The 19,824-nt window shown below is 43.5% G+C and carries 16 protein-coding genes; 2 read left to right on the forward strand and 14 right to left on the reverse strand.

Annotated features, from left to right (window positions below; translation table 11 throughout):
• Positions 1-50: 50 nt before the first annotated feature.
• From ACJJI7_RS06665 to ACJJI7_RS06685, 5 genes are read right to left on the reverse strand one after another with little or no spacing between them, the layout of a single operon-like run.
• Positions 51-1,289, reverse strand: coding sequence for a glycosyltransferase family 2 protein (locus tag ACJJI7_RS06665; protein ID WP_211214935.1), 1,239 nt, complete (start codon positions 1,287-1,289; stop codon positions 51-53).
• Complete coding sequence (locus ACJJI7_RS06670; RefSeq protein ID WP_444902430.1) at positions 1,286-3,394, reverse strand: glycosyltransferase; 2,109 nt, start codon at positions 3,392-3,394, stop codon at positions 1,286-1,288. The genes ACJJI7_RS06665 and ACJJI7_RS06670 overlap by 4 nt, the downstream gene beginning before the upstream one ends.
• Positions 3,395-3,406: 12 nt before the next feature.
• Complete coding sequence (locus ACJJI7_RS06675) at positions 3,407-6,556, reverse strand: glycosyltransferase family 4 protein (protein ID WP_444902429.1); 3,150 nt, start codon at positions 6,554-6,556, stop codon at positions 3,407-3,409.
• The gene (locus ACJJI7_RS06680) at positions 6,546-7,523 is read right to left on the reverse strand and encodes an SDR family NAD(P)-dependent oxidoreductase (protein ID WP_282952052.1); all 978 of its coding nucleotides are present in this window, start codon (positions 7,521-7,523) and stop codon (positions 6,546-6,548) included. The genes ACJJI7_RS06675 and ACJJI7_RS06680 overlap by 11 nt, the downstream gene beginning before the upstream one ends.
• 21 nt (positions 7,524-7,544) lie before the next feature.
• On the reverse strand, positions 7,545-8,774 hold the full coding sequence (locus ACJJI7_RS06685) for an NAD-dependent epimerase/dehydratase family protein (RefSeq protein ID WP_282952051.1): 1,230 nt from the start codon (positions 8,772-8,774) through the stop codon (positions 7,545-7,547).
• Positions 8,775-9,180: 406 nt separating this feature from the next.
• Here ACJJI7_RS06685 and ACJJI7_RS06690 point away from each other — a divergent pair, with 406 nt between their 5' ends.
• The gene (locus ACJJI7_RS06690; protein ID WP_282952050.1) at positions 9,181-10,527 is read left to right on the forward strand and encodes a methyltransferase domain-containing protein; all 1,347 of its coding nucleotides are present in this window, start codon (positions 9,181-9,183) and stop codon (positions 10,525-10,527) included.
• A gap of 31 nt (positions 10,528-10,558) precedes the next feature.
• Positions 10,559-11,554 carry a hypothetical protein gene (locus tag ACJJI7_RS06695; protein ID WP_282952049.1) on the forward strand — a complete coding sequence of 332 codons (996 nt, stop codon included), beginning with the start codon at positions 10,559-10,561 and terminating at the stop codon, positions 11,552-11,554.
• Between the two features lie 262 nt (positions 11,555-11,816).
• Here ACJJI7_RS06695 and ACJJI7_RS06700 read toward each other — a convergent pair whose 3' ends face one another.
• The 9 genes from ACJJI7_RS06700 to atpE form a co-directional block, all read right to left on the reverse strand.
• Positions 11,817-12,449, reverse strand: a complete 633-nt coding sequence (locus ACJJI7_RS06700; RefSeq protein ID WP_444902428.1) for a glutathione S-transferase family protein — start codon at positions 12,447-12,449, stop codon at positions 11,817-11,819.
• Positions 12,450-12,584: 135 nt separating this feature from the next.
• Complete coding sequence (locus ACJJI7_RS06705; RefSeq protein ID WP_051089517.1) at positions 12,585-13,019, reverse strand: VOC family protein; 435 nt, start codon at positions 13,017-13,019, stop codon at positions 12,585-12,587.
• 1,018 nt (positions 13,020-14,037) lie between these two features.
• Positions 14,038-14,457, reverse strand: coding sequence for a F0F1 ATP synthase subunit epsilon (locus ACJJI7_RS06710; RefSeq protein WP_020413901.1), 420 nt, complete (start codon positions 14,455-14,457; stop codon positions 14,038-14,040).
• Between the two features lie 18 nt (positions 14,458-14,475).
• Positions 14,476-15,879 (reverse strand): F0F1 ATP synthase subunit beta, encoded by a 1,404-nt coding sequence (atpD, locus tag ACJJI7_RS06715; RefSeq protein ID WP_020413900.1) that lies wholly within the window; start codon positions 15,877-15,879, stop codon positions 14,476-14,478.
• A 59-nt stretch (positions 15,880-15,938) separates the two neighbouring features.
• Positions 15,939-16,799 carry a F0F1 ATP synthase subunit gamma gene (atpG, locus tag ACJJI7_RS06720; RefSeq protein ID WP_020413899.1) on the reverse strand — a complete coding sequence of 287 codons (861 nt, stop codon included), beginning with the start codon at positions 16,797-16,799 and terminating at the stop codon, positions 15,939-15,941.
• Positions 16,800-16,876: 77 nt separating this feature from the next.
• On the reverse strand, positions 16,877-18,421 hold the full coding sequence (gene atpA, locus ACJJI7_RS06725) for a F0F1 ATP synthase subunit alpha (protein WP_020413898.1): 1,545 nt from the start codon (positions 18,419-18,421) through the stop codon (positions 16,877-16,879).
• 49 nt (positions 18,422-18,470) lie between these two features.
• Complete coding sequence (locus tag ACJJI7_RS06730; RefSeq protein ID WP_282952047.1) at positions 18,471-19,007, reverse strand: F0F1 ATP synthase subunit delta; 537 nt, start codon at positions 19,005-19,007, stop codon at positions 18,471-18,473.
• 12 nt (positions 19,008-19,019) lie between these two features.
• Complete coding sequence (locus ACJJI7_RS06735) at positions 19,020-19,490, reverse strand: F0F1 ATP synthase subunit B (protein WP_020413896.1); 471 nt, start codon at positions 19,488-19,490, stop codon at positions 19,020-19,022.
• A gap of 52 nt (positions 19,491-19,542) precedes the next feature.
• On the reverse strand, positions 19,543-19,788 hold the full coding sequence (gene atpE / locus ACJJI7_RS06740; protein ID WP_020413895.1) for a F0F1 ATP synthase subunit C: 246 nt from the start codon (positions 19,786-19,788) through the stop codon (positions 19,543-19,545).
• Between the last annotated feature and the right edge of the window lie 36 nt (positions 19,789-19,824).

Consider the following 19,824-nt stretch of genomic DNA (forward strand, 5'->3'; position numbering starts at 1 on the left):
ACAAAAGGCCGGGAAACATCCCCGGCCTTTTTATTTGGCTTGAAATTATATTATTTAGATCGCCTGCGCCCTCCCAACTTGTGCCAGAGAATGGCACGGTACATTGCTACAGGAAGCCGAAAGATTCCCGTGACTAACCACCAGAATGACTCGTAGATGGCAATGGTCTGATCTGCCAAAGGGTGATCCCGCTCAAGCCGTTCGGGATAGTGGTCATGTCGTAACACCCCACGATTAAACAAAAACCCTCTTACAGGTTTACTGATTCGCCAACTAAATGATTTTGTCAAGCGGGTCAGGTTATCAGCGAGATAGCTTTCAGATGGGATCTTTTGGTTTGTCATTAATTCGAAGTAATGAGCTTTGGACTGATTCTCAATCTGCCAATCATTATTAAAATCCGGCGGTGACAGCCAGTCACTTCCCTGGAACCCGTTCATCGTACGTAAATCCAATGTGTACTTAGGAATAGATTCCTGATTTTTTATTATAGATTTTGAAATATAATACACATCTGCATTCATCCGATCCGGATTTTTCAACTCTCTTTCCAGCCTTTTCTTGAAGCCAGCTCGAAACTTAAAATGGAAAAGATATGCACAGTTATCACTTAAGGGTATCGGAGTACACGCATGTGTTGAACGTATATATTGAAAATCTGGTCGCCAATACACAAGGGGTATTTTATAGGATTTTACAAAATAGTTGGAAATGCCTGATATCTGTGCTCTGGCTCTAGAGCGAATCTCAAAGAAAGGGAAAGCCTGTATACGCTTCTTTATATAACTTTTATATGGAACACAATTAGGAGCTATAGCCATCAACTCAGCAAGGGTTTCTGCATTAGTAGGATCTCCCTGTAAATTATCACTAAAAAAATCGATCAGTGGTGTATATAGGGCAAAAGCCAACTCCTTTTGCATACAGCGGGTGGTCTGATCCAATGAAACTTGATTGCTTTTTGCAGGTAACTGAAGAAACTCATCGGCATCAACTACAAGGGTCCACTTTCCCAAACAATATTCCTTGGCGATTTTATTAACCCAATCAACCCCTGCATTAGCCTGAGGGTAACCTCCATCAACCGTATAAAGTTGAACATCTTTCTGTTTCAATAAATAATCAATGGAATTATCAGTGCTACCAGTATCCACCAAGTGAAAACATGTAACGCCTAAAGAACGATAATGATGAAGAAATACGGGTAAGATATCTAACTCGTCTCGGAAAACACAAATGAGTGGGAAAGTAGTGTCTTTTGCTGCTTCGATAAGCTTAATGGACTTCAAACTTTCACCCTGACGAATTTACGCAATCTTCGCATCGTTTTCTGTATAATACCCGGCTTATACTTCGCAGCTTTAGCTTTATTGTTTTCTTTCTGCTGTTTTCTAAACAATAGAAGACTTTTGTCCTCAGAATCCAATCCTTTTAAATAAGGGCTAATTTGACGGAATTCCCCCTCCTCTTGGAAATGGTTCCTCTCTTTCATAGAATTTTTACTGGTTCGATAGTAATATAATGGGTCTGGGTAGTAAGATATCTTTACTTTTTCAAAAATTAGCTTGCTATAAAACTCAATATCATCTTTCCCGGTTCTATATCTCTCTGTATAACCTCCATATTTTTTGAAAAGGGAAGTTTTTATTAAGCAAGTTGCATCCCCAACAATATTCACCTTAGTCGCCCAAGCTTTAGCTGGCCCCATAAAACGAATCTGGGTTCCGAGTTTACTCTCAGCTGTATTTGGTTCTCCTACACCACTAAATCTAATAGAACTACAAGTTAAGCAATCAATACCTGAAAAGATTGCCGCACGGACTAACTTGTCTACCATATCTTGCATCATGACATTATCATCATCAAAAAACAGAAGATAGTCACCAGAGGCATTCCTTGCTGCAGTATTCCGCGCAGCACCTACATATCTGTTTTCCTGATAAATAAATTGCCAACCCCTATCTTTATAGCGGTCTTCATAAATCTTGAGAGCTTTCAATGTATTATCAGAAACACTACCGTCATCGACAATAATTACTTCAAAATTTTTATAACTCTGTCTATCTATACTATTTAAGGCCTGATCAAGAAGCTCTGGTCTCTCGTAGTGAGTTACGCATATTGAAATAAGAGGTAAAACAGCGATAGATTTAGTCTTTTTAATTGAAACTAGGTGCTCTTGGCCATGCCACTGTTCCCAGACTTTAATAGATTTTCTCAACCTTTCATGCTTTATACCTGGACAAGGAAGCTCCTTTATATGAACTGCCAGTTTACTTGCAAGGGAAATATGGTTGGGTTTAAAAAGTATTTTTTCAACACTCTTTTTATCTAGTAACTCGGATGTGCCACCGGTGTCCGCCGCAATAAATGGTATCCGAGCAGCAAGACATTCGTATACTGCAATGGGCGAGTTCTCCAACAAAGCAGGGATAATAGCTAGGCGTCCATCTCCACTCAGGTATTCTACAGCTTCCAGCGAGTTAAAATTACTTCTATATTCTATTTTAGTTTTCCAGTTACCTTGATTTTCCTCAATAAATTTACGAGCATCAAAGCGATGAGAAAGTCCGCCTAAAAAAGTTATTTTTGGCAGCTTTATTCCCTTTACAGAAAGAGTATTAAGAGCATTTACAAATAATATAATTCCCTTCCGAGGTTCTAAACGCCCAAAGAAAACCCACTCTCGAGTAACCGATATAATTTTACTGGTATTTTTTTTTCTATCTGGCATCAGGTCATCGATAAAGACATTCGGCCAATAAAAGCTTCGTTCAGGAAGATTATATTTATTTCTTACCATCCATTGAAAAAGGTGGTTGCTGCCACAAATAAGCGTATCCGCCATTTCAGCACTTTTACGCTCCATAAAAACCCACCCGAGCTGCCGTTCCTCCTTAAGGAACTGTTGATTTCCCTCAGCAGACCATAGCGTAGGAGAGGATCCCTTTACAGCAAAATGAATATTCTGAAATGCAATACCAAGTTTCTTAGCCAGTAGAGCGATATATGCCATGCCTCGCCACTCTGAAACATGGACAACATCAAAACAATTTTCGTGTTGCCTAAGCCATTCATAAGCTGCATATGGCATTGCCATAGTTCGAGCCATTGCAGTTTTTGCAAGAATTTGCGGGGCGATACTAAAAAAATCAATATTATATTTTTCAAAAAAACTCTTGGTTCTTTGCATCTTGATAGGATTTTTTGCTAAGCCATTTACAAAGCAAATAGTAACTTTATGCCCAGAACGCTGTAAAAAAACGGCCAGATGATAATAAGCGGTTCCTATGCCTCCATTTTTTATTGGGCCAAAAATATCTTCTGTTATTATGCAGATACGCCTTAACCTCAGGGTATCTTCAAATTTGATATCCTGATGAAGTTCTTTCATTATATGGCGGCCTTACATCGCTACTAACATTTGCTTGAGGTAACGTAGACGCCCATTTCTCAAAATTAACCCATTTTCCTTTACACGTATCGTAATTTCAGAGTTTTCTTGCTTAATATCAGGGGTTAATGCAAACCTAAAACCATACCAAGCCAGCTTTGGGTTCCTCGTACCAAATCGCTCAATATAACGGTTAGCAGTAGCCTCTGCGATCACAGTTCCATTAAGTTCCAAAACAACAACTAGATTACGTGTTATGTTGCTTCTGTCCCAAGCCCAACCCTCTATAGAACGAGGATCAATTGCAAAAAGTTCACGGGGTGGAATTGATCCCTTGATTGGAGAGCCTGTATACCCCTTCATTAAACGTTGTAGAGTTGTACCAGACTTTTGTATTAACATCTGGAAGCTGAACCTTGATTTAACCCCATGCTCTTCCGCTTTATTTTGATCATAAATAATTTTGGCAAAATCATGTTCAGAATCAGATACTTCTATAGAGTGCTTATCACTATTCACTTCACTGACTTCAGTTCCTTCCAAGTGATTAAATTCACCATTTTCTGAACTATATTGGTGCATTTCATCAGAATTTAACTCATCAAAATTAGATTGTTCATTTTTAGAGAAAAGGCTCCAGCTTAACTTTTGATTAAATAGTTCTTCAACAGCCAGTTCATTTAAAATAGGGCTCCCCGAAATTGCTGCAAAAACATTTTTTGATAACTTAATAACCCGAATAAAGCGGGTATAACTCATTTCATTTTCTTCTAAAATGAATTTAATATTAAAACGTTCCCCTTCCTCCCAGCTATCAGGTATAGGAAACCTATGTAAAGTCAGATCATCTTCTTTTTTTTCAAAAGAAATCGACTGGCTCTCTCCATTTACTATTAGCTGTCTTTTTCCTATACCATTTGCAACACAAAGCAGATGAGAATTCCTTTCATCTAAGCCAACGACAACTCTTGGATTCCGATTTTTCATCTTTCTAGGTCTATCGGCGTGCACAAGCCATACAGCTTCTTCCTCATGTCGTTGTTTATCTCGATAAAGTGCTGGTTTCAGTCTCGATCCAACTACTTGTGATCCAGGAAGAAGGGCAAGCTTCCGGTAAGCTATGTTTTCGTTTTCTATCAAAGGCATTGAGCGAAGATATATTGAATTGGCATTATGCTGAGAATCTTCAAGCTCCTCTAAGTAACATTCACTCTCTAAATAGCATTCAGGAATTACCATTAACTCCAGTCCGTAATCCTTACTTGCCCTTAAAATATACTCTTGCAACAAACCATAACGAATATCATATGGTAGTAAATCTCCAATCTTGACAGATACAGCTTTAGGAATGCAGACAACATTCGTTCCGATAGAGTTTCCAAATGATATTTCTGAAACAATATCACTTCCAATTGGCATTACAATTTTGTTGTCAGGGAGAGAAAGGAAACTTGTAATAAGATAATTCTGTCCTAGCAAGAGAGTCTTGCGTAATGCTGTACAAAATCCTAAAACAAATCTTGACGCTGTACCATCACATAATATACAAGCATCGGAGTTGCTCTCCTTTAAGCTGCAATCAAACGCAATGCCCGCAGGAAAGCCGATAAAATCAATAACTTTTGAGTCTATTCCCGATTCTTGGAGTAAATCACAGGCCTGTATTGCAATTTCCTCCAAGGCCGGGTCAATTATTATAAATTTGACAGAGTCAGGTTTATCACTTATCAAAGATTCCGCAAATTCTATCGTATTACTCGCTTCACGCAACAAGACCAATACTTCTAAACGTGGTGTCACGGCCTCATTAATGATCTCTGGTTCCTCGGGTTTAATATTTATAGCTTTGCAAATGGCATCACCACCTTGATACTCAGCAAACAAATCAGCAAGATAAGCATGGAATCCATACCACACATCTAGATTTTTTTTATTGTCAAAACTGCTATGAGCCACTCTATGTCCATTTTCAAGAACTTTACTTAATCTCTCAGCGAGTTCATGGGCGTATGGAGCGATAAGACAAGTATCATGGTCTTCTACATTTATAAGTTCAGGTGTGCCACCAACACGAGTGGCTATAAAGGGAATATTATTTTCTAAAGCCTCATATACAGCCATGGTGGAATTTTCAATTAGCGAAGGCATAATAGCTATCATATCTCTAGAACATAAAAAAGACAGAGCCTCCGGTTGATTACAATCTGTTATACAATTAACTTCAAAGCTCCATGACAAAGCTTTTCGTTCGATATAATCTGAAACCTTCTCATTTTTCTGATTGGGGAGTGCCTCACCATACTTACCAAGAAAATTCACCTTGGCTGGTGGATTCCCAGCACGTTCCAGAAGGTCAAGTGCATTGCAGAAAAGTTCAATACCTTTTCGCATCTCTAGCCGACCAAAGAAAGTTAGTTCCTGGGTTTTAACAAGGTCACCAGGCTTTCTATCAGGGCGTAGATCATCTACATGTACTTCGGAAAAATCTAAGATATTTGGTTGTACATAGGAAGCATATGGAAGTTTATAACCAACATAACGCATAAAACAAAGTAAGTGAGCACTACCGCCAATGACCATATCAGCGAACTCAACACATTTCTGTTCGGCAAAACTTGCCGGTAGAAGCTCCCTCTTTGAGATAGGCTGCATCTGATAGTGGCGATTCCAAAGATGCGGGGAAGAGGTTTTAACAATAAATAAAGTTTCCTGAAACGCCAGCCCCAATTTCTTCGCCATAAGTGCATAGATCAATCCTCCACGCCACTCTGAGGTATGAACAACATGAAACCGATCTTGTTCTGCCAACCACCGGTAAGCCGCACTATATCGTCTCTGCCAATTTTGTGAGGGACCTATGATCGTCTCTTCTGCGTGAGCCAAGTAGTGAAGAGATACCCCAAAGCTGGAAAAATGCTCTATCCAATGTTCAGGCGTTTCGTTTTCAACTTTTTCCCCTTTTAAATAGAGCACATGTACTTCATGGCCATGAGCGGCCAAGCCCTTTGCTAAATGGTAATAAGTTGAAGCGATACCCCCATTCCTTACTGGCCCTAAAATTTCTTCTGTTGCAATACAGACACGAAGTTTATTATCCGATTCAATGCCGGCATAGGCGTTGAGATCAGGAAATTCTTCGACTGCAAATTTATCAATCTGCATTCTCTAGAACCCTCTGATTAAGTCTACCTACTACCGTATTTTCATTATCGATAAAATAGTTCCAGGTTTCTTTGATACCACTTACAAGTTCTGTGCCTGGTAAAAATCCTAGATGCTGCTTTGCTTTGGAAATATCAGTAAAATTGTGACGAACTTCTCCAACTCTGAATCCATGGTAAACTAATTTTAATTTATCATTTTCACCAGTAATCTGTTTTAGCAAAGAGATAATTTCGTTCACAGAAGTTGGCCTTCCACTACCGAGCTGAAAAACTCCACTTTGCCTTACTTCTAATGCCTTTATAATGCCCTGACATAAATCACCGACAAAGATAAAATCTCGTGTTTGACTACCATCACCATAAATTTCGCAAGGCTCTCTTTTTAAAATTTTCTTCATAAAAGCGGCTATAACGCTACCTTTATGTAAAGAAAGTGGGCCATAGACATTCGAAAATCTTAGAGACGTAATAGTAAGCCCATAACTTTGAGTATATGCGGAGCAGTAGGCCTCCGCCGCGGCCTTAGATGCACCATATGCTGACGACGGGTTTATGGGCATTAACTCATGTACTGGTGGTACAACGTCTCCGATAATAGCACCGCCGGTTGAGGCATTAACAAGACACTTAACACCCTTTCTGCGCATAGCTTCCAGAATATTTACGGTTCCTTGAACATTTACCTCAAAATTATGGGCAGGATTTTTTATTGAATCGACAACTCCCGTGTCAGCTGCTAAATGGACGATGGCATCAACACCTGCTACTGCTTCGTCTACGGTTTTTTGGTCTCTTATATCTCCCCGAATAAAATGATGGGGATACCGGGATAATGAAGTAATACTCCCGGTAACCTCGTTATCCAAGACCAGAATTTCATCATATAAACCCTTCTCACTCAGGATTTTGATCAAATTCGAGCCAATGAAACCGCAACCACCAGTAATAAGGATGCGCTTAGGCATAACTTTAGCCACCTGGAAAGACTAAGAAATGGGTTCAGCTACTTCACCAATTTTTTCTTGATAGGAAACATCTGCAAGCTCATTACTTCGCGTCCAATAGGATATACAGGGAATTTTGGAGTAGTCTGCTCGATTTCGATAACGCTCTGTTATCTCAGTAATTTCATTCAGAAGACTATCCTTTATAAGCGTAGGCCTCCATCCAAAAGAACGTAAAAGGTCATTGCGTACATTTAAATCATTTCTTTCCGCTTCTCGTCTTGGATTTGGAAGATAACTAATTTCACAGTTAGTAAGTGATTGAACCAATTTTGCCAAATCAGAAAGCGTCTGAGTCTCTGCCATTTGATTCAATATCATTGGCCGATCCCCCTCGGAAGGTGGGTGTAGTAGCGCTTGTTCCACGCACTTACAGGTATCTGAAATATGAATAAATGCCCGCGTCTGGCCTCCAGTTCCATGTACAGTGAGAGGAAAGCCTACTGTGGCTTGCATTAAGAATCTGTTTAATACAGTGCCATAATCACCATCGTAATCGAAACGATTTATAAGTCTCTCATCCAGGCTCGATAGCTCGGTTTGTGTACCCCATACAATCCCCTGATGCAAGTCAGTAATTCGAAGCTTATCGTTCTTCGCATAGTACTGGAACATTTGGGCATCCATGGTTTTGGTCATATGATAGATGGAGCCCGGGTTTGGCGGATATACGATAGAATCAGAAATTTCTCTTCCATCCATCGTATCAATTTTTACTTCTAGATAGCCCTCAGGTATAGGAATAGGCTCCTCATGACCATAGCCATAAACGCCCATTGTACCTAAATGTATAAGGTGAATATCAAGTTGCGATTCTACGATTGCATTTAGAATATTATGCGTTCCACAAATGTTGTTCGATACCGTATAGTTCTTGGTTTCACTACTCTTCATTGAATAGGGTGCGGCACGCTGCTCACCAAAGTGAATAATACTGTCCGGTTTTTCCTCTTTTATGAAATTTAGAAGCTCTGGATATTCCTTCGAGACATCCATTTCAACAAAACGAATATTTTTCCTGGTCAAATCAAACCAAGCAGCCGTCCGCTCTTCCAGCTCACATATAGGGGTCAAAGACTGAACATTAAGCTCTTTATCAATTCTTCTTCTAGAAAAGTTATCAAGAATAATAACATCATGACCAAGATTGCTAAGGTGTAAAGAGGTTGGCCACCCACAAAAGCCATCGCCTCCAACTATTATTAGTTTCAAAGACCCACCTCCATGATATTGTAACTAGCTATATTTACTAGTCGATCCATTTATTGCGAAAAAATAATTATTTTCTGATGCACACTTGAAACATGCCATCTTACGAAATCCAATTTATAACACACGCTACTATGGATTACCGGTTATACGAGTTAGCATCCGCGCCAACTTTTTTGGGTCAAGGCTTGATTACTTTTTCCAGAAAAAATAAATTTATTCTTTGACACATGAATATTTCATGTTTATTAGTATAAGTATATTCAGTGCATTATTTTGGTATAGCTCTCTATTAATAAAATATAATTGCACCATATTTGATTTAAACCATGCGCAACTGCACTCAATTGCAGCATGCAAGTTAATATCCACGCCAAAACTACTTGGTTACTATTACTTGGAAAATTAAATGTCTACTTTAGAAATCAATCAGTTAGATAATTTCGAACAAGGCAAGCAAGCAGCTTTGTCTGGTGAGATAGATTTGGCAAGAGAGCTTTTACGACCAATTGCCGACCTGAATCCATTCCATCCGGCAACCTATTTCTTATGCTATGCAGAATCGAAAAAAGGATCGATTTTAAATTGTGATAAGTATGTTTTGACATTTATTTCCAGACATCCACACCATGTCGGTATGCGAACAATATCCGCTATGCTAAATATTGCCAAGGGTGACATTGATCAGGCAGAAAAAGATATAAAGATTGCACTAAAATGCAATCCCGAGCATAAGCGAGCCCTTAAGGTACTCGAACAAACAAAGCTTATTCGTATTGAAAACAGCGCTAGGGAAGCAATTGAAACTCTTGATACATCTAAATCTCACCCTGCTTTCTCCAAACTTTCCAGATCAAAAGCTGCAAAACAGCTTAAAAAAATTGAACCGCTGGAAGATTGGGACAATCACGAGTTGCAAGCAAAGATTGCTTTTTTCCATAACTGTACAAATGTGCGCCACGCCCTCAAAAATTTTGATTCAGATCTTATCAGTAGTGCCGTTGAACTTGGCTACTGCACCTGGCCAAGGAAATTGCACAAATATGTACGAGGGTGCAATGTACTAGATGTTGGTTGTGGTTTTGGTGGTTATGCGATGGGGTACCTTTGTGCCGGTGCCAATAGTTACACCGGTGTAGACCCAGCTATGTCTCTTGACTCCAGGAGAGTAAGAAATAAACGCATTAGGAAGTGGGTAAATGCACCAATGTCTGGGCAGGACATTATTGATTTAATTCCTGATATCGACTTACGTCAATGCTCTACTCGCGATCTGGTGGGTTCCAAAACTTTCGATACGATATGCCTTCACAATGTAACAGAGCACCTTCTTGAAATTGAAGGTGTGTTTGAGGATATTGCTAGTTTACTAGCCAAAGGCGGTAAGGTGGTTTTTCTCCACCATAACTTTTATGGCTGGAGTGGACATCATATGCCACCTCACAACCCATCACTCCTTGATGAGAGCAATCCGGATCATCTCAAGTTTTGCGATTGGAATCATATTAATATCGTTCGAGAGCTGCCTCACGATCACTACTTATATACACACCTAAATCGAATTCGGATCGATGAAATACGAGCTTTAACACGTAAATATTTCAATATCGAAACCTGGGAACTACAGCCCTCACCAGAATCAGTCCTAAAACGGTTAACTCCACAGATTGAAACTAAGGTTAGAGAAACAATACCTGACATTACGCTTGATGAGCTAAAAACAAATGTTGTTTTCTGTGTAGCTTACGCAAAATAGACAACTACTACTTATCTGTTGGAGTAACACAATGTACACCATTGAAAATGCTGAAGTTTCAAGAGGGTGCTATGTACATCCTGAGATATCATTTTCCGAAGCACAAGTTCCGCAGTCAGTATTCGACATACCAGGTATGGTTTCTGTAGCAGAAAGAAAACTACTCTATTCTTTAGCATCAAAAAATTATAAAAAACATGGATTCATTATTGATGCTGGCAGCTTTATGGGAGCGTCTGTTGTTTCATTAGCACAAGGGTTTCTAAATAATCCCGAGATTGACTCTAAGAAGCATACAAATATCTTAAATAGGAAGCCCATTAGCAGTTATGAGCTTGGCTTTTTACCTAAACCTGCAAATGGTACAGACCGGGTGTGGGAATGTGGTTCCCTTACCTATCAGTTTGGTGATTCATTCGTTCCCATCTTGGAGGAAAGCGTCTCCCCATATAGCTCCTTAGTTGATCTTAATATAGGTGATTTCAATGAGTTTAGTTGGTCAGAAGATCCTATTGAGATTTGTTTTATTGATGTATGTAAAACAAAGGAGCTTAACAAACATGTGTCAAAGCAGTTCATGCCAAAGCTAATTGAAAATAAATCTTTCTTTATTAATCAAGATTTTTTCTTTGATCGACTTCCCTGGATTAAAGTTACCATGGGATATCTTGATAAATATTTCGAATGGTATGGACAAGTATTTTCTAGTTCTATATACAAATGTAAGAAGTCTATTCCGAAGGAAGTCGCGGAATATGATCCATTTATAGAGGCAACACTAGATGAGTGTCTGAAATTACACGATATGCACCCCAATGAACATCTATCTGACTCATATAAACTACGCATGAGTTTATCTCGTTCTTATTTAATAGCAATGAAAGGAAGGAAGGACGATGCTCTTGATTATTTGAAAGATATTGAGAAAGAGTACGAACACATAATGGATGAAAATACTTCTGTAGATAGGAATGATCGTTTTCGCTTCAATAGAACAGTACGGCAAATAAAGGCAGGAATTTTATAAAAACAGTTAATTTAGCTAGAATAATACTTATACAGTTTTTTTCGTATTTAGGTTGTTCTAAACACAGAGCATCCTGGGATTACCTATTAACTTATGTTTCGGTAGAAAACCTTTCATTTTCACTTGAAAAATATGAACATACCATAAATGCAAAAAACTAACATTTAAATCTCACTTAGATTTATTCAATTCTATAAAGATATCATAGCCAGCAGGTACCACATGCTGGCTACTCTTAATAACTAATATTAAGATGAAAATTTTAGGTTTCACTCATTTCTATATTTAATGCATTATCCAGCAATTGAGCCTTTTTGAATGCCTTTCGTTCCGACAGGCGTTCAACATATTTCTGATACTCTTCACGCTTCTCTATGGTACCAAATTTTAACCCCCACCAAAGCTGCGAGCCTATATATACATCTGCAGCAGTAAAACGTTCCCCTGTAATATAGGGACTGGAAGTAACCGCCCCCGATAAAGTATCTAATGCCAATTGATAATTACCATAACCTAACATTTGCTGCTTATCAATTCCGGCCTGCTCCCCGAAGATATACTTATTTACAACCGCAGACTCTACAGGCCCAGCAGAGAAGAACATCCAACGGTAATACTTTGCTCGTTCAATATCATTTTGAGGGGCTAAACCAGCGTCAGAAAATACTTCAGCAAGATAAATACAGATTGCGGCTGCTTCGGTTATTACTCGCTGGTTATGAACTAGTGTAGGTACCTTACCCATTGGATTTAACGATAAGTATTCTGGGGTTTTCATTGCTTCCCCATATTGAAGTACTATTACCTCGTAGGGTACCTCAAGTTCTTCCAACATCCAGCGTATAATGCCACCGCGAGACTGTGGGTGTGTGTACAGTGTTATATCATTAGTCATAGTTCTCTCCTTGATTATGAATTCCATTCACAGTTTATCAGTAGAAGAATAATTAAGTATTCGAGGAATAAAGATACCACGATAAAAAAATATATACTTCTGGCTTTTAGCCATTCAATTAATAATGAAATTCCCCTACAACCACTCAGCCAACTCAATAGTAATAAATTCCGGACCCTCAATATATACAAGCTTGCGTTTTTGGTACTCGAGTATTTCACTTCGAGTACGGATACCATTCTCATTCAAGAATTTAAGGGTTTTCTCAATGTCATCTACTGCAAAGCATAAATGATTGTAGCCGGGGCGTGCCAGACTAAAAATAGACGGATCTGACTTAACCTTTGGATTTCTATAGTGCAAAAGTTGTATTTCAAATCTAGGGGAAGAATTTTTCAGAACCATGGTTAAATGATCAGCTTCTACATTCTCTACCTGTAAATACTTGGATACTTTTTCCCCTGAAATTAGATCTGTAACTTCTAGTTCAAAGTTCAGCAGCTGGAAGAACTTCACACTCGATTGAAGTTCATTCACCACAATTGTGACATGATCAGGATGCTTCAACATTACAGACTAAACTCCAATAATACCATTTAGAAATTTTAGCACTACGAATTATTAATTTATTCTGGATAGAGAGATCAGTAATCTTTCAGTACCAATTTGATATAAATGCCACGAAAATTCGTCTATAAAAATAGAATTTCATATTCCTAAATTGATGCTACATTTAACCTAATAAATTGCATCTTCTAAAAATAGTTGTTTATAAAAAATTATAAATATTTCCTTTAGATATATAAATTAATAGGAAAATCTAATTATCTAGTTCAAAACTCCTTAAATGGCTAGTCTTTACATTAATCACATTTATTACAAGATCATGCAATGAAGCTCAGGCAAATAAAAAGGATATTTCACAATTTATAGCGCACTCTAGACGACGATTTAACGCCCACCAACACCTTCCTGACGGCGGTCCGGCAATTTAAGAAGGGAAAATATTCGGTTTTTTCAAGAGAGTGAGATCGATCAGTATCCATCAAGGGCTAGGTCATTAGACCGCCAGAGCAAACTTATCATACCGGAATTTATCATTTTTCATACTGACTATCATAAATCTGAATGGTTGGTGGCCACGTTTAGCAACTTTTGGAATCGTTGAAGGAATTGACTTTTTCTACAAAGAGGTAGCTATCAATTGACGGTCATAGCAAGAAATTTAAATTTTTATAGTCCATTGAATCCATGTCTTAAAATAACAGAGTAATTTCACAAGTGTTTCACATGGACATAGTATAGGAATAAAAAATCGCACTTATGTATAGATATATTCTTATACCTTTTTCTACACAAATTTATACTTTAGGTAGCATTCAGTAATTAACAATGAGTTGAATAGGGAGGGGGACGAGTTCACCAAAGCCAACTTTACCCAATCCCATATAATGAATTAAGTGTAAAGATTGTAGGTGAAAAGTGTAGGAAGGTAGATTTCCAGAAAAAGAAGCCAACAAGAATAGAAAAAGCAGCCGAAGCTGCTTTTTTTGCCTTGAAGTCGGCCCTACACAAATATAAGAGCTACTTACTTACCGGCCGCCTTGCGGATTGCCTGCAAAGTACGCAGACGCGCCTCGGCTTCAGCCAGCTGGGCTGAGATACGCGCATAATCGACTTCAGATGGTGCCTTGTGCAGGGCGTGTTCCGCTTCTTCGCGGGCCTTCTGCGCGGCTTCCTCATCAATTTCACGCTCGGCTACATCCGCGAGGATGGTAACCATATTCGGCTGCACTTCGGCGTAGCCACCGCTGACGAACAGTACTTCCTCTTCACCACCGGGCTTGATGATGCGTACCGGACCGGGCTTCAGGGCGGTAAGCAGCTGCGCGTGGCCGTAGGAGAGACCCAGCTCACCTTCAATACCACTCACAATCACCATCTGCACCAGTCCGGAGAAGAGAGACTGCTCGGCGCTGACAATGTCACAATGTACTGTCATGGCCATAGTATATGCCTCTCTGGCTTAGCCTTTGGTCTTGTTGGCTTTTTCCACAGCTTCGTCGATGGTTCCCACCATGTAGAAGGCCTGTTCAGGCATGTGGTCATATTCACCGTTCAGGATGCCCTGGAAGCCACGGATGGTTTCTTTCAGGGAAACATATTTACCTGGTGCACCGGTGAAAATTTCCGCAACGTGGAACGGCTGGGACAGGAAACGCTCGATCTTACGGGCGCGGGCTACAGTCTGCTTGTCCTCTTCAGACAGTTCGTCCATACCCAGGATCGCGATAATGTCCTTCAGCTCTTTGTAGCGCTGCAGTACGGACTGTACGCCACGGGCCACTTCGTAGTGTTCCTGACCGATTACCTGCGGGTCCAGCTGACGAGAAGTGGAATCCAATGGGTCAACAGCCGGGTAGATGCCTTTAGCGGCGATGTCGCGGCTCAGTACTACAGTGGAGTCCAAGTGCGCGAAGGTGGTCGCCGGAGACGGATCGGTCAAGTCATCCGCCGGTACGTATACCGCCTGGATAGAGGTGATAGAGCCGGTCTTAGTGGAGGTAATACGCTCCTGTAGAACACCCATCTCTTCGGCCAGGGTCGGCTGGTAACCTACCGCAGAAGGCATACGGCCCAGCAGTGCGGATACTTCGGTACCGGCCAGGGTGTAACGGTAGATGTTGTCGACGAACAACAGTACGTCTTTGCCTTCATCACGGAATTTTTCCGCCATGGTCAGGCCGGTCAGGGCTACACGCAGACGGTTGCCGGGCGGCTCATTCATTTGCCCGTAAACCATCGCCACTTTGGAGTTCGCTTTGTTTTCCAGGTCAACAACGCCGGATTCAGCCATCTCGTAGTAGAAGTCGTTACCTTCACGGGTACGCTCACCAACACCGGCGAACACGGACAGGCCGGAGTGCTCGGTAGCGATGTTGTTGATCAGTTCCATCATGTTCACGGTTTTACCGACACCGGCACCACCAAACAGACCAACCTTACCACCCTTGGCGAACGGGCAAACCAGATCGATTACCTTAATGCCGGTCTCCAGCAGTTCGGTGGAGCTGGACTGCTCTTCGTAGGTCGGCGCAGCGCGGTGGATAGAGGAGCGCTCTTTCTCACCGATAGGGCCACACTCGTCAATTGGGTTGCCGAGCACGTCCATGATGCGACCGAGGGTTTCCAGGCCAACCGGTACAGAAACCGGAGCGCCGGTATTGCGCACGGGCAGACCGCGGCTGATACCTTCGGATGAACCCATGGCAATAGCGCGTACCACGCCGTCACCCAACTGCTGCTGCACTTCCATGGTGAGGTTCTTGTCCTCAACCACCAGTGCGTCGTATACATTCGGAACAGAATCGCGTGGGAATTCCACGTCGATGACCGCTCCGATCACTTGCACAATTTGCCCGTTACTCATTTCCGGATCCTCAGCTTTAAATTCTTTCTAGGCTGGCCATTTCAGGTGAGGGCAGCGGTTTAAACCGCCGCCGCGCCGCCGACAATTTCGGACAGTTCCTGGGTAATGGCCGCCTGGCGCGCCTTGTTGTAGACAAGCTGCAACTGATCGATCAGCTCACCGGCGTTATCGGTGGCGCTTTTCATCGCGATCATACGCGCTGCCTGTTCACAGGCTTTGTTTTCAACTACTGCCTGGTATACCTGGGACTCGATATAGCGAGCCAGCAATCCATCCAGCAATTCAACCGGATCCGGCTCGTAGAGGTAGTCCCACTCGTGCATGAGCTTTTCATCTTCGTCCTTCGGCAGCGGCAGCAATTGCTCAACCTGCGGCTTCTGGGACATAGTGTTGATAAACTCATTGGATACCAGGAACAGACGATCGATATCGCCTTCTGCGTAACGGTCCAGCATTACCTTTACTGAGCCAATCAGCTGGTTAGCCTGGGGCGCATCGCCCAGATCACGTACCGCTGCGACAACCTTGCTGCCGATGGCATTAAAGAAACTGGCCGCCTTGTTACCTACCGCGCAGACTTCGACGTCGACACCTTTTTCGGACCACGCCTGCATCTCGCGAATAGCGGCTTTGAACATATTGATGTTCAGGCCACCACAGAGTCCGCGGTCAGTGGATACCAGGATAAAACCGACCCGCTTGGCCTCGCGCTCCCGCAGGTAAATATGCTGGTACTCGGCCGAAGCGTTGGCGACGTGGCCGATCACTGCGCGTATGCGCTGGGCGTAGGGACGCCCCAGTGCCATGCGATCCTGAGCCCTGCGCATTTTACTGGCCGCAACCATTTCCATTGCGGCAGTAATTTTCTGCGTGCTCTTGATGCTGGCAATTTTTGTGCGTACTTCTTTTCCGCCTGCCATAGTGATTTACCTTGTTCGCTGGAAGTTAGATTCCGAAAGAGCGGACACGCCGCTCTTTCGCGCTCTCCAGGGAGTTCTTACCAGCTGCTAGTAGCGACGAATTTCTCGATAGCGGCTTTGAACGCTGCGTCGATTTCGTCGTTGTAGTTACCAGTCGCGTTCACTTTCTCCATCAGCTCTGCGTGTTCGCTATTCATGTAAGCGAGCAGGGCGGCTTCGAAATCGAGAACCTTGGCAACTTCTACTTCTTTCAGGTAACCCTTGTCGGCAGCGTAAACGGAAACTGCCATGTCCGCGATAGACAGCGGAGAGTACTGCTTCTGCTTCATCAGCTCGGTTACACGCTCACCGTGATCCAGCTGAGCCTTAGTGGCTTCGTCCAGGTCAGAGGCAAACTGAGAGAATGCAGCCAGTTCGCGATACTGGGCCAGAGCGGTACGGATACCACCGGACAGCTTCTTGATTACCTTGGTCTGCGCTGCACCACCTACACGGGATACGGAAATACCCGGGTTGATCGCAGGGCGGATACCGGAGTTGAACAGATCGGTCTCGAGGAAGATCTGACCGTCGGTAATGGAAATCACGTTGGTCGGTACGAACGCGGATACGTCACCAGCCTGGGTTTCGATGATCGGCAGGGCGGTTAGGGAACCGGTTTTGCCTTTCACTTCACCGTTGGTGAACTTCTCTACATACTCAGCGTTTACACGCGCAGCGCGCTCCAACAGACGGGAGTGCAAGTAGAAAACATCACCGGGGTAGGCTTCACGCCCGGGTGGACGCTTCAGCAACAGGGAGATCTGACGGTAGGCCCAAGCCTGCTTGGTCAGGTCATCGTATACAATCAGGGCGTCTTCACCGCGATCGCGGAAGTACTCACCCATGGTACAGCCGACGTAGGGAGCCAGGAACTGCATCGCAGCCGGATCGGCGGCGCCAGCGGCGACTACGATGGTGTGGTCCATAGCGCCGTGCTCCTCGAGCTTGCGCACTACGTTGGCAATAGAGGACTGCTTCTGGCCCACGGCAACGTAGATACACTTAACGCCAGTGCCTTTCTGGTTGATGATGGCGTCGATCGCCACAGCAGTCTTACCGATCTGACGGTCACCGATGATCAGCTCACGCTGGCCACGGCCAATCGGGATCATCGTATCAACCGCTTTCAAACCGGTTTGTACAGGCTGGTCAACGGATTGACGGGCGATAACGCCAGGCGCTACTTTTTCCACCGCATCGGTCAGCTTGTTATTCAGCGGGCCCTTACCGTCGATCGGGTTACCCAGCGCGTCTACAACGCGGCCGAGTAGTTCCGGACCAACCGGGGTTTCCAGGATACGGCCGGTACAACGACATTTCTGGCCTTCAGCCAGCGCCTTGTAGTCGCCCAGGATTACAGCACCAACGGAGTCGCGCTCCAGGTTCAGCGCCATACCGTAAACGCCGCCTTCGAACTCGATCATCTCACCGTACATCACATCGGCCAGGCCGTGGATGCGGATGATGCCGTCGGATACGGAAACAATAGTGCCCTCATTTTGGGCTTCAGTGCTCACATCGAGATTTTCGATGCGGCTCTTGATGATTTCACTGATCTCAGAGGGATTCAGTTGCTGCATGCTCTGTTCCTCAAGTCCCCCGCCGGCTAGTGCCGGTGGGGAGAGTAATTTAGGAGTTCATCGCCTCGGCGAGCTTGGCCAGACGGCCGCGTACGGTACCGTCGATGACTGTATCACCGGCGCGGATGATCGCGCCGCCCAGCAGGCTCTCGTCCACCGAGCTGTGCAGATGTATTTCGCGTTCAAACTTCTTGCTGAGTTTCTGGCCCAGCTCTTGCGCCTGCGCGTCGCTCAAGGCGTGTGCGGAAACAACTTCCACCTCGAGGGTGGCTTCTGCCCGCGCTTTCAGCTCTTCGAACAACTCGGAAATTTCCGGCAGCAGCTGCAGACGGTGGTTTTCCGCCAGCAACCGGATGAAGTTCTTTCCGTGCTCGCCGAGCTCGTCTGAACAGATCGACAGGAATTTATCTGCGCGCTCTTCACTGGTGAGCTGTGGGTTATCCAGCAGCTCACGCACTTTTTTGTTCTGGCTGACCGCCGCCGCGGTTTCCAGCGCAGTGCTCCAACCGCTGAGGTCGGAGGCTTGCTGCGCATAGGTAAATGCGGCTTTAGCGTAGGGCCGGGCCAGTGTGCTGAGTTCCGCCATGGGGTTCCTCGCTTACAGCTCGGCTGCCAGTTTATCGATCAGGTCGTTGTGCGCTTTAGCGTCGATATTGACCGCAAGAATCTTCTCCGCACCAAGGACAGACAGATCTGCCACGCGGCTGCGCAGTTGCTCTTTCGCGCGATTCACTTCCTGGTCGATCTCAGCTTTAGCGGCAATCTTGAGACGATCGCCTTCAGACTGCGCCGCTTGCTTGGCTTCATCGAGAATCTGATTGGCGCGCTTGTTGGCACCATCGATAATCTCGTTAGCCTGATCTTTGGCTTCCTTCAACTGCTCGGCAGCTTTGCGCTTGGCCAGTTCCAGATCCTTCTGCGCGTGTTCGGCGTCAGCGAGACCATCTGCGATCTTCTGCTCACGCTCTTTCATCACGCCCAAAAGTGGCGGCCAAACAAACTTCCAGCAAAACCAGACGAAAAACAGGAAAGTAATCGACTGGCCGATTAGAGTCAGGTTGATATTCACACCGACACCTCTTGCTCTTTAAATAGGGTTAAGGGCAATTGGAACGGCGTAATTAAACCAGACCAGGAGCTACGGCGAAGATCAGGTACATAGCGATACCAACACCGATCATCGGAACCGCGTCAAGCAGACCTGCCATCAGGAACATTTTGCCCTGCAGAGCCGGGGCCTGTTCAGGCTGACGGGCGGAACCTTCCAGCAGTTTGCCACCCAGAGTACCGAAACCGATAGCGGTGCCCAGGGCGCCCAGACCGATCAGCAGTGCACTTGCGATGTAAACCAGACCTAATGCTTCCATTGTGTTCTCCAAATCAAAGTTAAAGAGTTGTTGTAG

Source organism: Microbulbifer variabilis, assembly GCF_056232115.1.

Excerpts from the sequence above, each read along its gene's own strand:
- ACJJI7_RS06670 (WP_444902430.1), bottom strand. The coding sequence starts at position 3,394 with ATGAAAGAACTTCATCAGGATATCAAATTTGAAGATACCCTGAGGTTA.
- ACJJI7_RS06675 (WP_444902429.1), bottom strand. The coding sequence starts at position 6,556 with ATGCAGATTGATAAATTTGCAGTCGAAGAATTTCCTGATCTCAACGCC.
- ACJJI7_RS06680 (WP_282952052.1), bottom strand. The coding sequence starts at position 7,523 with ATGCCTAAGCGCATCCTTATTACTGGTGGTTGCGGTTTCATTGGCTCG.
- ACJJI7_RS06690 (WP_282952050.1), top strand. The coding sequence starts at position 9,181 with ATGTCTACTTTAGAAATCAATCAGTTAGATAATTTCGAACAAGGCAAG.
- ACJJI7_RS06695 (WP_282952049.1), top strand. The coding sequence starts at position 10,559 with ATGTACACCATTGAAAATGCTGAAGTTTCAAGAGGGTGCTATGTACAT.
- ACJJI7_RS06700 (WP_444902428.1), bottom strand. The coding sequence starts at position 12,449 with ATGACTAATGATATAACACTGTACACACACCCACAGTCTCGCGGTGGC.
- ACJJI7_RS06705 (WP_051089517.1), bottom strand. The coding sequence starts at position 13,019 with ATGTTGAAGCATCCTGATCATGTCACAATTGTGGTGAATGAACTTCAA.
- ACJJI7_RS06710 (WP_020413901.1), bottom strand. The coding sequence starts at position 14,457 with ATGGCCATGACAGTACATTGTGACATTGTCAGCGCCGAGCAGTCTCTC.
- atpD (WP_020413900.1), bottom strand. The coding sequence starts at position 15,879 with ATGAGTAACGGGCAAATTGTGCAAGTGATCGGAGCGGTCATCGACGTG.
- atpG (WP_020413899.1), bottom strand. The coding sequence starts at position 16,799 with ATGGCAGGCGGAAAAGAAGTACGCACAAAAATTGCCAGCATCAAGAGC.
- atpA (WP_020413898.1), bottom strand. The coding sequence starts at position 18,421 with ATGCAGCAACTGAATCCCTCTGAGATCAGTGAAATCATCAAGAGCCGC.
- ACJJI7_RS06730 (WP_282952047.1), bottom strand. The coding sequence starts at position 19,007 with ATGGCGGAACTCAGCACACTGGCCCGGCCCTACGCTAAAGCCGCATTT.
- atpE (WP_020413895.1), bottom strand. The coding sequence starts at position 19,788 with ATGGAAGCATTAGGTCTGGTTTACATCGCAAGTGCACTGCTGATCGGT.